At 42.0% G+C, this 14866-nt stretch carries 7 protein-coding genes; 2 read left to right on the top strand and 5 right to left on the bottom strand.

Annotated elements, in window-relative coordinates; translation table 11 throughout:
• Positions 1-274: 274 nt before the first annotated feature.
• Both FBB35_RS06145 and FBB35_RS06140 read left to right on the top strand, forming a co-directional pair.
• Positions 275-817, top strand: a complete 543-nt coding sequence (locus FBB35_RS06145) for a phycobiliprotein lyase (RefSeq protein ID WP_174708925.1) — start codon at positions 275-277, stop codon at positions 815-817.
• Positions 818-1077: 260 nt separating this feature from the next.
• The gene (locus FBB35_RS06140) at positions 1078-1407 is read left to right on the top strand and encodes an RNA-binding protein (protein ID WP_012412081.1); all 330 of its coding nucleotides are present in this window, start codon (positions 1078-1080) and stop codon (positions 1405-1407) included.
• Positions 1408-1480: 73 nt separating this feature from the next.
• On the opposite strand, the gene FBB35_RS06135 is transcribed toward FBB35_RS06140, so the two are convergent.
• The 5 genes from FBB35_RS06135 to FBB35_RS06115 all read right to left on the bottom strand — a co-directional run bounded on the left by FBB35_RS06135 (position 1481) and on the right by FBB35_RS06115 (position 14600).
• Positions 1481-1627: a hypothetical protein gene (locus FBB35_RS06135; protein ID WP_174708924.1), complete on the bottom strand. Its 147-nt coding sequence runs from the start codon at positions 1625-1627 to the stop codon at positions 1481-1483.
• 59 nt (positions 1628-1686) lie between these two features.
• Positions 1687-3204, bottom strand: a complete 1518-nt coding sequence (locus FBB35_RS06130) for a trehalase family glycosidase (RefSeq protein WP_174708923.1) — start codon at positions 3202-3204, stop codon at positions 1687-1689.
• 270 nt (positions 3205-3474) lie between these two features.
• Positions 3475-6273 (bottom strand): malto-oligosyltrehalose synthase, encoded by a 2799-nt coding sequence (treY, locus tag FBB35_RS06125; RefSeq protein ID WP_174708922.1) that lies wholly within the window; start codon positions 6271-6273, stop codon positions 3475-3477.
• Between the two features lie 383 nt (positions 6274-6656).
• Positions 6657-8504, bottom strand: coding sequence for a malto-oligosyltrehalose trehalohydrolase (gene treZ, locus FBB35_RS06120; protein WP_174708921.1), 1848 nt, complete (start codon positions 8502-8504; stop codon positions 6657-6659).
• A 267-nt stretch (positions 8505-8771) separates the two neighbouring features.
• A complete protein-coding gene (locus tag FBB35_RS06115; RefSeq protein WP_174708920.1) occupies positions 8772-14600 on the bottom strand; it encodes an ATP-binding sensor histidine kinase in 5829 nt (1942 codons plus the stop codon).
• Positions 14601-14866 lie beyond the last annotated feature (266 nt).

Genomic DNA, 14866 nt, shown 5'->3' with positions numbered 1-14866 from the left:
ATCATAATTTGGGCAGTATTACAATAATTACCCTTGTTTTTACCTACTCAATTTATTCTACTAAAACTAGCAGGTATTACGGGTAATGACTATTTTATTAAGAATCTTAAAGATTTATTGCTTAATCTTGCCTATAATGTAATAGAAAACACTATTTCTTCTTACCCCCTTGCGTAATATGGCAAGAAATAGGGCGACAAGTAGCATAGCAACAACAGGTAAGAATGAACTTTTTTACCAGAAATATATTTGTATCAGGTGAGGAAGGTAAAGCGTGACATCTCTGTTTAAAACTGCACAAACCACTGATGAATCCCAGATTTCCGAATTTTTCCAGGAATCAGCAGGTAAATGGCGATCGCAACGACGCTACTACACCTTACCGAAGGGAGAAACTAAGGAGATAGAGAGTATAGTTACGATCGATTTTTTAGAGCAGGGCTGTGATGAATTGCAAAAGCTAGCTCAGATGCACGATTTATTAGATGCAGGTAGTTTAATTTGTGGTGCAGCAATTGTCTGGGAAAGTACAGATGTGTCTAAAACAAAGAAAGAATCGCAAGGTTCAACAATATTTGGGGTGAAGGGAAATACCTTATACCGCGATCGCGGTTTTGCCATATCTAAACCAGTCACCGCCCAGTATTATTTCTCCAGCCCGAAAACACTGTGTTTGCGAACTAAATACAACGGTTCAGTGTTTGAAGAAGAGTTAAAGCTAATTGGCAGTAAATACCGCACCAGACAGACTATTATCTCTCGTGCTGGTGAACAGTTGATGATTGGTCAATATTTAGAAAATAGAATAGAGAGTTAGTTTATCGGGTGCGGCTGGCTATAGTCTCACCCGTTTTGGAACTACCTAGCACCTAGCTCTCAACTTGCAATATAACTTTTTATAACAGTTTTTCAAACTTTCCCCCAGAAAGTTAGTCGCCATGTAAAAATGGGAAGTGAAATGAGAATTAATTCGGCGACAGTGTTTGATTTTAGTATTGACAGGCTTTTCCCTTTTGGTATTACAGACTTCTCTCCGAAATCTAAATCTCTACAAACTTATGATTTTGGAGACATTTAATGTCAATTTACGTTGGTAACCTCTCCTATGAAGTTACACAAGATGCGCTGAGTACTGTTTTTGCAGAATATGGTTCTGTAAAGCGCGTTCAGCTACCTACTGACCGTGAAACAGGCCGTTTACGCGGTTTTGCTTTCGTGGAAATGAGTTCAGAAGACGAAGAAACCAAAGCCATTGAATCCCTTGATGGTGCTGAATGGATGGGTCGTGACCTTAAAGTGAATAAGGCCAAGCCCAGAGAAGACAGAGGTGGAGGTGGTTCTTTCGGTGGCAATCGTGGCGGTGGTGGCGGTGGCTACAACCGTGGTGGTGGCGGTGGTCGCTACTAAACTCAGGCGAAAGTCATTTAGTTTAATCTAGAAAAGGCTCAGGCAGAAATGCTTGAGCCTTTTTTATTCCGGTTCAGTTAGCGATAAAACCCACATTCCGCAGGTTAGTTAAGAAAGAAGATAATATTTTCGACAAGAAGCACCAGTTCATAGCGATCGCACTCACATGGTGGCTAATAAATTCATCAACGGTTAGAACTTTTGGCGCTAATTGAACCATTGTGATTATTCCTCACGATCAGAATTCAGCACAGGTTTAGCCCGTCCTGAATTCTTACTTTAAACTTTTTTCCTACCGACTGCTAAAAGTTCCAGAATGACTCCATTTGTCCAGCCGAAACCAACTTCGTTAGAACTATATCCAAAGGAAATATCATCAGAAACGTTGGCAGAACAGCGTTCAACATCATATTTCTCAACGAGGGTGTTGTGACGCTCGAATTCTTTAATTACCATCGCTAAAAATTTGTTGGCAATACGATCGCCTTCTGTATGAAACCCGTAACGGTGAAGTCCTTGCACAGCAATTAATGTCAGTGGTGCCCAACCGAAGGGAGCATCCCACTGGTTGCCGGTGACACGAGTACTGGTAAGAATTCCGCCTGGGGCTTCAAACAAAGAGAGATTTTCCACGACGCGCTGGGCTTGGGCTTGAGAAGAAATTCCTAGCCACAGGGGATAGAATGTGGTAGCAAATTCGTAGCAACGGCGTTTTCCACTCTGGAAGTGATAGTCGCAATAGAGTCCTCGTTCTTCATTCCAGAGAAATTGATCGATCCGATCGCGCCGATATTCGCCGCGATCGCGCCATTGTTTTTCTAGTTGTTCGTTGCCCAAAATATTGTTAATTTGCGCCAAGTCTTGTTCTACCTGATATAGCAAACTGTTGAGGCACACAGGAGCGTAGTGGAGGATATCAGCACTGAAGGGGCCAAATCGGTTGGTGATATCAAAACCGGACTCGCGCATGGTGCGATCGCCCTTGTAAAATAGGTGGGTCAGTTTGTCATTTTCCCGATCGTAGTAAAGATCAACATCGTAATCTTCAACCTCAAAGGTTTGGTAATATTCCTTGACGCGATCATAGTGGCTTTTTCCCTCCTCATCGCGCTCGGAAAACACAACTTCTGGCGCGGGGCCTTCCCCAAAAGCATAAAATCTAGATAAGCCGGTTCCGGGATTCAAATGGGGCGGTACTACCCAGTAATAGTAAAATTGTTCTAAAAGGGGTACGGTTGTCCTCAACCACTCTTCATCCTGGGTGTGCTGGAATAATGCCAAAACCATCATGCTGAGGACGGGGGGTTGCGATCGCGACAGCATATAAGTCCGGTTGGCATTGAGGATAGTGCCGTAATGCTTCACCTGGTACAATAATTGATCTACCTGGTTTTGTGCTAGTTCCCATTCTTGATCGTGCAAAAGTCCCAGTAATATAAAGTAGCTGTCCCAGCCATACATTTCGTTAAATCGACCACCTGGTACGACATAAGGTCCTGGTAGGTATAGTAAGCCATGCTGTTTAATCGCTTCGACTTCTGAGGGCAAAGTGCGAATTTCAATTCCTTGCATATCTTTAGAAGATAGCGATCGCTCTAACACATTCTGAATGTTAGGACAATCTTCTAAGGGGGAAATGTAGACGATCCAGGGAGTATCGGTTTTGTGGTCTAGTTTGGTATCCTTGGCAGATTGTAATAAGTGTTCGTGCGATCGCGTTAAGATTTTCCATGTTTTTTTGATATGGGCCCGCACGGTGTCAATCTGTGTGGTGGTAAGTGCTGGGGGAGCGATCATAATTTTGAGGGGGGTGAGGAGGTGGGAAGAGTTTTTTGAAAAGCAGAGGGGCGCATTCGCATTAGCGAAGCGGTAGCGACGTTAGGAGCGTCAGCATCTCGCAGAGAAGGAAACCGCAGAGCTACGCAGAGGTTTTATGAGGTTTTCTCTGTGTAAGACAAATTCATCGTAATTCGTAATTACTAATGACGCTTGCGGTTTCGCAAAAAGCTTTATTACGAATTACGTTAGCGTAGCGGTAGCGAGTCCGCGAGCGTCATTACGAATTATTTAGTCGGCAGTACCAACTAACAAAGCAACTGGGAAATGGGCGAGGGCAGATCCGATAAATAGGGTTTCTGTAGCCTGTAAAGGTTGCTGAGTCAGAACGTTTGTCCAAGTTAGGGGAGTTCCAGAGGGTAATTGCAGGTGCGTATCTTGCCAAACTGACTCACCCAAGGGGTTATCTCCAGGTTGAATGAGACTGGTTAAAAAGCGAGGCGCGATCGCGATCGCTGTTTGATTCCCTTCCCGCCGCGCAAAGGCGATAATGTGATTGGCGTAGGTTCCCTGAACTTCTAAGGGCAGATAGTCGCCATCCTGGAATAATGAGACATAGTTTGTTCTAGCTTGGAGTAATTGAGCCGTTAAAAACAGTTTGATTCTACCGTCTGTTTTGTCGTTCAATAACTCCTGAATCAGTCCGAGAATATCTGTTTTCACGTGTTCGCGGATGGCGCTTAAGTAAGTACGTCGCTGTTCAAAATCTACGGGACGGCGATTGTCTGGATCGACTAGGCTCAGTTCCCAAAGCTCTGTTCCTTGGTACAAGTCGGGTACGCCTGGTGCGGTAATCTTCAGCAGAGTTTGCGAAAGGGAATTGAAGATACCATACTCTGCAATTCGCTGCTGAAAGGGACGAAAGGCTTCTAGAAATTCCCCAGAGATGGAAGGATCGAGTATCTTCTCAATAAACGAAGTACAGGCTTCTTCATACTCGCTATCAGGGCGCAACCAGGCTGTATGCACTTTCGCTTCTCGGATTGCCTTTATTATATAATCCTTCACCCGTTCCACAAAGGATGCGTGTTCCTGTTCGGCAAAGGGAAACGCTCCTACAAGGGTTTGATAGAGAAAATACTCATCGTTGCGATCGGGGATAGCAAACCCGTGGCGATGACTGCGACTTCCTCGATTAATAGCACTCCAGGTATTTACCTGCTGATCCCATTCATCAGGGATTTCTGACAATACATTCAATCTAGCCCTCACATCTTCACCGCGTTTGGTGTCGTGGGTAGCTGTGGTGTTCATTGTGTGAGGCCAGGTTGCTTGGTGCTGTTTGTTAAAGGCATGAAATTTGGCTAAATCGATCCCAAAATGACCGGGATTTCCCCCAACTTCATTCAGCGACAGCAAGCGATTGTAAACATATAATGTGGTGTCTTCTACACCTTTGGCCATTAGCGGGCCGCTATATTGCTGCATCCGCAAGACAAAATATATCCACTGTTCGCGTTCTGTTTGAGTCAGAGAATTGTCAAAATCTAGCACCATTAACTTTTCAATAAAGGTCAATTCGTGCTGCAACAGGGGCGTTTGTTCTTTGGCTTGGCTAATTACTTCTTGAATGGTAGCGCGATCGCTATCCCCAATCCCATCTGGTGTAATATATGTACGGTAAATCGGGAACAGGGTCAAAACTTCTGCGATCGCTCTTTTCAAGCCATTGAGGGTAAAATCATTGCCATAGCGATATTTACTGGAAATATTCTTTAACAAAAGAGCCAAATTATCAATATCACCGGCTAAATTCTTTTCTAGGATCAAGTGCTTTTTATCCTTCACTACCGATGAATAATCTACTCTGGAACCAATAAAGTTCTGGTAAATTTTATCAAAGGATGATTCATTTTCTGTTTGACAAAATACACCATTTACATAGTTAAGAAAGTCATATCCTGATGTCCCTTCAATTTCCCATTTTTCCGGCAGGTCTTCGGTGATTTCTAAAATCTTCTCGACTGTAATATAAACATCTCCCGTCTTTTCTCGCAGTCTTTGGAGATACTGGATTGGGTTATAAAGTCCATCAATATGGTCAATGCGTAAGCCTGTAAATTTGCCCTCCTCAACCAGCTTGTTAATTAGGCTATGGGTATTATTAAAAACTCGCACTTCTTCAACTTTAACGGAAATAAGTTCGTTAACGGTAAAGAAACGGCGATAGTTCATTTCTTCCGCCCCAACTTTCCAGAAGGCGAGACGGTAAAATTGGTCATTTAGTAATTCATCTAGCAAGTTAAAGCTATCGGAATTACCTGGTTCTCCGTTGAAGGTTTGGATATTTTCGTCAATGAACTCGCGGATGGCATCGTTTGTGGTGTAGAGTTCCCAAAGCAATCCTTTAATAAATGCGATTTGGTCTTGTCGCTGTTTTCCCGCAACTTCTGAGGGTACACTTTTGAGGATATATAAAATACCCAATAGTTTAATAAAATCGGGGTGATTGCGTCCGAGTGTGCGGGTGAGTTTGCCGAGATTATGGGTAATAAATTTTGTATAAGATTCTAATCGTAGCGGCAGTTTTAAGCTGTAATAGTTTACGGTTAAACCGTTTTGTTCGTATTGTAGTTGGATGTGTCCGTTTTCTAAGGATGCACCATAGAAATCTCCCAAGAGAGGAGCAAGAATTCGCTCTTGGCGATCGCCAAAGGGAGCATTCCAAGAAAGGTCAAAGTAGTCAGTATAGCTGGAATCTGGGCCGTGTTCCAGTATGTCCATCAAATAATCGTTTTCGCTGCTATAGGCCATGTGGTTGGGCACTATATCTTGTAACCAACCCATACCAAGGGATTGGACTTCGCTAACTAAGGCATCAAAGGATTCATTAGTTCCCAGTTCTGGGTTAAGTTGAGTGGCATCTACTATATCGTAACCGTGGGTACTCCCGGAGCGGGCTTTGAAAATGGGGGAAGCATATAAATCGGAAATACCCAAATCTGCTAGATAAGCTGCGATCGCTTTAGCGTTGTCAAAGCCAAACTGGGGTGTAAACTGAATTCGATAAGTTGCGGTAGGAATTCGCATAAGTTTGTTGTAATGAGAGATGGGGCGATATGGTTCGGAAAACAAGTTTGTCTCTCGGAGATCCCCCCAACCCCCCTTAAAAAGGGGGGCTTTTCCCGATCTTTACCCCCTTTTTAAGGGGATCGCCGCAGGCGGGGGGATCTTATCTGAAACCTATTTAGAGGTGGGGGAATTTGAGCCTTTTTGCTCGAACATTGAGCCTTTGAGCCTGAACGTTGAGCCTTTTTACTCGAACGTTGAACCTTTTAGCTCGAAAGTTGAGCCTTTTTACTCGAAAGTTGAGCCTTTGAGCCTGAACGTTGAGCCTTTTTACTCGAACGTTGAACCTTTTAGCTTGAAACTTGAGGTTATGAGGCTGAAACTTTAAGTTTTAACTCTCCCTCTCATCCTTTTTCATAGAGTACTAAACTAGTAGGCTGCAATTTCACTTCTTTTCCCGCAGACAGATGTTCATCAGCTTCAGAACCAGGCCCAGACCATGAGGTATCAGCAGAGTCTAACAATTTATTAGCATTATGCTGAATTGGTAGAGTCGCTGTAATTGGAGACGAATTAAAATTCATCACAAATATTAGTTCACTTGATTCGCACCAACGACGCACGATAACTAACTGCTTGTCTTCATCGCTAGTCGCTTCGATGAAATTGCGGTCTTGATTTAAAAGTACTGGATGCGTCTTGCGTAAATTAATTAACTGACGATACCAATCCCACAGAACTTTGTGCTTACCTTCATGGCGTAATTGCCAATTGAGTTTAGACTTTAGGAAAGTTTCTGCGGATTCAGGATCTGGGGGATCGTCTGCGTAGTGAAATGCTTCAAACTCTTCTTTGCGTCCGGCTCGAACTGCTTGAATCAAATCTGGATCGGAGTGACTGACAAAATAAATGAAGGGTGCAGTTTCGCCATATTCCTCTCCCATGAACAACAAGGGTAAGTTAGGCGATAGTAGCACAGCCCCAGCAGCTAACTTTAATCCCTCAAAAGAGATTCGCTGGCTGAGGCGTTCTCCTTTCATTTGATTGCCGATTTGATCGTGGTTCTGAATGCAGACAGAAAACTGTGATAAATTGCGATCGCGGCAACTTATGCCATGAAATCGCTTGCGGTGTGGTGCGTACTTCCAATCGTAGACAAAAGTATCTTCATAAGCTTTTGCCAACTGAGCAACTTGTCCAAAATCTTGATAATATCCTTGGCGATCGCCTGTCAAGAGTGCGTGCAATGAATGGTGAAAATCATCACTCCATTGGGCATCAAGACCATATCCACCCAATTCTGGTGGACGAATGATTTGCGGATTATTCAAGTCACTTTCGGCAATTAAATGGCGCTTCCATTTTTGCCCTTGTTCTGAAAAATGATGAACTGCTTCCGCCAGTTCCCACAAGAAATGCTTTGCTCCCAAGTCATAAATTGCTTGAATAGCATCAAGCCGCAATGCATCAATGTGGAACTCGCGCAACCAGTAAAGCGCATTTTCAATAAAATAATTTCGCACACCCTGACTATGGGCATCGTCAAAATTCAGTGCTTCGCCCCATGGTGTTTTATAGGTTTTAGTAAAGTAGGGCGCGAACTGACTCATATAGTTGCCTTCTGGCCCAAAGTGGTTGTACACCACATCCAATACCACAGCAATATTATTTTGATGGCAAGCATTCACCAGTTCCTTTAGTTCGGCTGGGCTACCATAAGAATTTTGGACGGCAAAAGGGTAAACGCCATCATAGCCCCAGTTACGGTATGCAAGAGTTGCTTCAATGTGGGTGTCTCCCGGAAACTGAGAGATAGGCATGATTTCAATCGCATTGATTCCCAGTTCCCTAAGTTCCGGTAGACGAGAAATGATGGCGGTGAAAGTTCCTTCAGGTGTGAATGTCCCAACATGGAGTTCATAAAAAATCATCGACTCCACAGGAATGCCAGTCCACCCTTCATCAGTCCACTCAAAATGATGATCGACAATTTGAGACGGGCCATGCACTCCTTCCGGTTGATACTGCGACGCAGGATCGGCAAAAGCGTCTTGACCATTCAAGACATACCGATAAAGCGTGCCTGGATACACATCGTTTACTTTCGCGTGCCAGTATCCCTCAGACTGAGGCTTGAGGGGAATAACCTGCTCCTGTGGTGTCAAAGTTTTTACAGTGACGCTATCTAATAGCGGTGACCAAACTGTAAATTCACATTCTCCATTACCCAAGTAGTTAGCACCAATTCTCACGCAGTATCCCTCCCGTCAGTATGTTGTGCCGAATTGTCGTGCGATGGCGTACCCGCCCTTTCCGGTGGCGATCGCAATGTCATTGATTGCACAATGTTTACAAACACGCCAGATAGCATAATGGTTCGTCTACCAGACTTTTTGCTAGCACCTGGAGGTGGATTTTTACTAAAACAAATTCTATCTAATGATAAATCCGGTCGTGAATGGTTTAAATTCTTTAGCCAGGGCAGGTGTGTTTTTGCAAAAGTTGAGATACTCCCGATGTCAATTCCCGATTGGTAGTGTTATCTCAAACTCAGAACCTTGTCCAAAAGTAGAATTTACTTTCAAAGTACCTTCATGTTTTTCAACTATAATTTGTCGAGCGATCGCTAATCCTAATCCTGTACCTTTACCTACAAGTTTAGTTGTAAATAAATGCTCAAAAATGCGCTTTTTGACATCATCATTCATGCCAATACCGTTATCAGAGATTTGAATTTTGACGTGAGTATTATTATGTATTGATGTTGTAATAGTGATATAGTTATGATTAACTGTAATTTCTTCAAAGCTATATCCTTGGTTTGATTCTTCTAACGCATCAATAGCATTTGCCAGCAAATTCATAAATACCTGATTAAGTTGTCCAGGAAAGCATTCTACTTCGGGAATATTTCCGTAGTTAGTGATGACTTCAATTGCCGGATGTTTTTCGTTAGCTTTGAGGCGATGTTTCAAAATTAAAATAGTGCTATCAATACCTTCATGGATATTAAAGGGAACTTTGTAATCCTTATCTGCCCGCGAGAAAGTTCGCAAACTAGTACTGATATTTTTAATGCGATCGCACCCGACATTCATGGACTCAATCATTTTAGGTATATCTTCCAAGAGATAATCAATCTCAATCTCTTGGGCATGTTGTTCAATTTCTGTTGGAGATACCCCAGAACGGTACAATTGCAAGTGTTCAATGATATCTTCTAATCCCAACTTCGCTTCGTTGACATTTCCAGCGATAAACCCAATTGGGTTATTGATTTCGTGGGCGACACCTGCGACTAAGTTCCCCAGAGCAGACATTTTTTCACTTTGGACAATTTGTAATTGGGCTTTTTGTAAATCTTCGATGGCTTGTTCTAGTTGTTGGGATTTTTGCTGGACGACAGCTTCGGCAGCTTTGCGATCGCTAATGTCTAAAATTAAACCATCCCAAACAATTGCACCATCCACTTGCATCTCTGGACGAGATGCCGCTTGCACCCATTTCATGATTCCTGATGGCGTGATGATTCGCCATTCATGAACAAAGGGTGTCAAGCTTTGAGCAGATTTCATCATTGCCTGATTGATACCTGCAATGTCATCAGGATGTTCAAGAAAACGAGGGTTTTGCTGGCCGCTGATTATTTCTTCTGCTGTCACTTCATAAAGGTTATAACAGCCAGAACTTATATAGGGCATAGAAACCAAATGTTCTGGTGTGACATAGAGTTGGTAAATTGCGCCAGGAACATTATCGGTAACTTTCTGAAAACGGGCTTCGCTTTGCTGAAGATTCGCGTAGAGTCGAGCATTTTCTAGAGAAATTGCCGCTTGAGTACAAAGAAAATTCAATACTAAAATGCGATCGCGGGTAAATACCCCACTTGTCAAATTATTTTCTAAGTATAAAATTCCAACTAAACGCCCCTGGCTGAGTATCGGTAAACACAGCACACTTTTGGGTTGATGTTGGCTTAAATAATCATCAACTATCGGTAAATGAGTTTTGAGATCGTCAACCACAACCGCACTAGCTGTATTTTTTACATACTGAATCAGCGCAATGGGAACATTAGGATTATTTTCGAGCGGTTCTGACTTTAAGCTGGTGCTATCAAAGCTAGTAATTGCGCGGATTTGCCATTTATCGTTTTCAGGTAAAAGCAGCGCACATTTATCAGCACCAGCATTTTCGAGGATAATTTGGGTAAGTTGCTGTAAAAATTCATCAAGTTGAATTGTTGCAGAAAGAGTTTGTGATGCTCTGAGGATAGAGCTAAAGTCAAGAAGGTTGTTGATGCTAGTGCTAGAAGAAGTTGCGGTATGAGTAAATGCGTGAACTGGGTTAGCAATTGTTGCTAAGGTTTCTAATGGATTTAGCGTTTGTACTACTTGTTGCAAAATTGGACGCAGCAATTCAAAATAGCGTTTTTCTAAGTCATCCGTCTTGGCTTTTGCTCCCCACCGGGCATAGCAAGAATAAGCTGTCTGCATATAGGCTTGGGCAACTTTTTCTTTGCCCCAGTTGAGGTAAAATTTGGCGGCGAGTTCGTTAGCAAGGGCTTCATCTTGGAGGAAGCCGTTTTCCTTGGCTTTAGCGATCGCGCGATCGTAAAATTCAATTGCCATAGTGCGTAGGCGTAGCCCGTCGTAGACATCGCTCAGGATAGCAAACCGTTCGGCTTCTACTAAATCCCAACGGTGTTGATGGTTACAAGCAGCTAGTGCTGCCCATCTTTGCATCTTCTCTTGATTAGCCTCGACTTGGGCGAGAATCTGTTGCTGTTCTGACTCAGTTGCGGCTTTGTAAAGTGACAGATGAATCAAAGAATCATAGAAAAAATACAAAGCGACACTGAATTGGGCGATACCAGCATCTAAGTATTGCTTTGCCTGGGCAGACTGCTGGGCAGCTTCTTGATACTGCCCAAACAAATACCAGAGAATTGTTTGATTAACTTGCCAATGAAAAAATCCCGTTCGGTCTTGAGTTGCTTGATTAAGAGATAATCGTTGTTCAGCATTATAAATCGTTCCCGTCAAGCGATCGGGAGATTGGTTGTGTCCCAGCAAGTTAAGTACAGCTTGATAGACAATATCTAGATATTGCAGCGGCGATTCTTGCTTGAGTGAATAGATACTCTGGCGATAGGCTGCCATCTGATTCGCTAACCCGCTTAATTCTCGCCCGGCAAAATAAGCATATTGACAGTAAGCTTGGGCATTCAATGCTGTAGCGTCCAAGTCTCCAGTTTCCAATCCATTTTGGTAGCCTTCTTGTTGATGCACAAGTTGTTCACCCAGAGGATCTTTCCAATGACGGATAAAGTTGTAGACAATAAAGTAGGTTCTGCATTTAAAGGTTTTGGACTGCAACTGTTCCAGCAGGTTTAACGCCAACTGTCCAAACTCATAACCAGCTTCCAATTTACCAAGCACACCACAGAGAATAATGCCGTAGTCGGCATAAGCATAGACAGAAACAGGACAATTACCATATTTAATCGAAAATTCTACTTGCTTGAATATCAGTAGAGGCATTAAGGCAGGTGTTGCAAGATAGGCAGCCGGAACCATTTTGCTCATGATGCTCATAGCTGCCAAGCAGTGAGCATCGCTCATAGTGGATAAATTGAGCAAATCCAGAGAGGAACGTCTTTCCCATAACCGCATAGTTGCTTGCGCTGCCTGTCCAATATCTGCCGGAGTTGGTTGTTGAGGAAACTCAATACCCAATAGCTGCAACACTTGCGAACCAATGTTCAGCGTTTTCAATGGAAGACCTTGCGATTTTGCTGCCATCATTCTGGTTACGTAGATGGGAATGCTGTCGAGCAAAGTATTAGCATGTTGCAACACAATTGTTACCCATTGCTCCATCTGCTCAAAATCGGTATTGAGATAAGTAGCTTCAGCCACCTCGATATATAGCGCTAGGGTCAAGTCATAGTGACTTTCCCAAGAATGACGCGACAACAAACTAATTCCCACGGTGAAATACTCGACGGCTACTGTGTATGCAGTTGCAGATTTTGCCCTCCGTCCAGCAATCAGATTTAATTCTGCCAGTTCTTGCCGCTCTGAAAGTTGAGTGATTAAGGAACTACCCGCGTTTAAATGAGTGACAATTTCAAATAGTCGTTCTTCCTGTTCCGAATCTGAGGAATTGCGTAACAATAACATCCCTATTTTGTAATGGGTGGCTTGCTTTTGGTCGTCTGGAATTAGGGAATAGGCAGCTTGTTGCACGCGATCGTGTAAGAATTTGTATACAGTATTTTGAGAAGTTTGTTGAGTAAATATTTGTTCTTCCTGCCCAACAAAAAACTTATAAACTTCACTTTGAGGCAAAATCAAACCTTCTTGTAACCCATTCCACAAACAAGCTGCCGTTTCGATTTCTAACTGCTCAGAAACGATCGCCAATGTTGCTAAATCAAATTGATTGCCGATACAAGCCGCTAACTTGAGAACCTGTTGAGTTGATTCTGGCAGCCTCCGCAATTGAAACGCCATGAATTCCAAAACATCATCCGTCATGGCTTGTTGATTAATTCTTGCAATATCACATTGCCAACAGCCTTCTTCAAAATTGAAGGTAATCAATCCATCTTGGTGTAATGCTTTGAGAAACTGTGTAGCAAAAAATGGATTTCCCTGAGTCTTTTGACAAACCAATTTCGAAAGAGGAAATGCTAATTCTTCTTTGCAGCCTAATGTATCAGCTACTAATTGATTCAACTTAACTTGATTCAGGTTTTGCAGATTTATCAAGTTAATTATTGTACTAGCCTTCCCAATTTCGTCTAAAGTTGATATTAACGGATGGAGTGATGATACCTCATTATCTCTATAAGCACCAATTAGTAATAAATATCCATCTGACTCATTCATTAATAATTTGATCAATTTTAATGAAGCCAAATCTGCCCATTGTAAATCATCTATAAAAATAACTAATGGATGTTGTTTTGTCGTAAAAATTTGAATAAAAACTTTCAATAATAAATTAAATCGATTTTGTGCTGCCTCTGCTGTTAATTCTGGTATCGGTGGTTGTTGACCAATAATTTTTTCTAATTCAGGAATAACTTCAATGAGAATCTGTCCATTGTCTCTTAATACTGCGAGGATATTTTTTCTCCATTGTTGCAGTTGTTGATCGGTTTCTGTTAATAACTGCACCATCAAATCACGCAAGGATTGCACAAAGCCAGATAGGGGGATATTCCGCTTAAACTGGTCAAATTTACCTTTAATAAAATAACCTCGTTGCCGAATAATCGGTTTATGAACTTCATTTACAACCGCAGTCTTACCAATGCCAGCAAACCCGGAAATTAACATCATTTCATGGCTTCCTAGAGAAACCCTCTCAAAAGCTTCTAGAAGTTGTTGGACGGCTGTTTCTCTACCGTATAATTTTTCTGGAATAATGAAGCGATCGCAAATATCCCGTTGCCCAATTTGAAAGCGCTCAATCTTACCCGTTTTGTTTAGTTGGCAAAGACAGTTTTCTAAATCATGTTTTAACCCTAAAGCACTTTGATAACGATCTTCAGCATTTTTCGCCATCAATTTCATGACAATATCGCCCAAGACTTGCGGTATTTCTTTCTCTTCTTCCCTTCTGCCTCCTAATATTGGTGGTTGCTTGGCGATATGACAATGTACCAACTCCATTGGATCATCTGACTCAAAAGGTAATTGTCCTGTCAGGAGTTCAAAAAATGTCACACCCAAAGAATAAAAATCACTGCGGTAGTCTACGCCTCGGTTCATGCGTCCGGTTTGTTCGGGAGATAAATAAGCAAGGGTTCCTTCTAAAACCTTGGGATTTATCAGAGTTTGGTTTTCTCTGGGAAGTAAAGAAGCAATACTAAAATCGATGATTTTTATTTGTTTGGTATGCGGATTAATCAGAATATTTGTAGGTTTGATATCTTTGTGGATTACTCGTTCTTGATGGAGTTCATGGAGAATATTACTAAGTTGCAGAGCAATTGTAAAAAACTCCATCAGTTCTAGTGATTGGTTTTGAGTATATTGTCTCAGAGAAATTCCCCCAAAATCTTCCATTACTAGAGCATAACCATTGCGATATGCTTCTAGACTCTGAGGATGTACGATACTAGAAATGTTTAATTTTTTGGCAATGGTGTATTGGTTACGAAACTGTAATAGTTCGTTAAAAGTAGGATATTCTACTTGCAATATTTTAATGACAACAGGTTGTTGATCCACTATTCTAATGGCTCGATAGACTTCAGTTTTGGAGCCTTGATAGAGGATTTCTATTAATTTATAGCCGCTAATTCTATAAATTTCAGGAATTGCTGTTGTCATGGTTCTGCTCTCAATAATCAAGATTGCTTGTCAAAAATTTGACTTTTCTCAGCACATATATAGTTATTATTCCCAAAATTAGGGTTTGCTTTTCAAGAATATAGGGATAAGCTGATACGCTTTTAGTTGTATATAGAACAATACCTTGGGTTAGGGCTTTGATCTTCCCTAAGCCTACTTAAAAAGGAGGGAATTAGAGCAATCAAACCACTCTACGCAAAGAAACAATGATGCAACTTGATTGATGATTAGCTTAATGTTCAGAA

Origin of the sequence: Nostoc sp. TCL240-02 (assembly GCF_013343235.1) — a bacterium.
Taxonomy (GTDB): Bacteria; Cyanobacteriota; Cyanobacteriia; order Cyanobacteriales; family Nostocaceae; genus Nostoc.
This window is presented reverse-complemented; position numbering and strand designations above follow the sequence as displayed.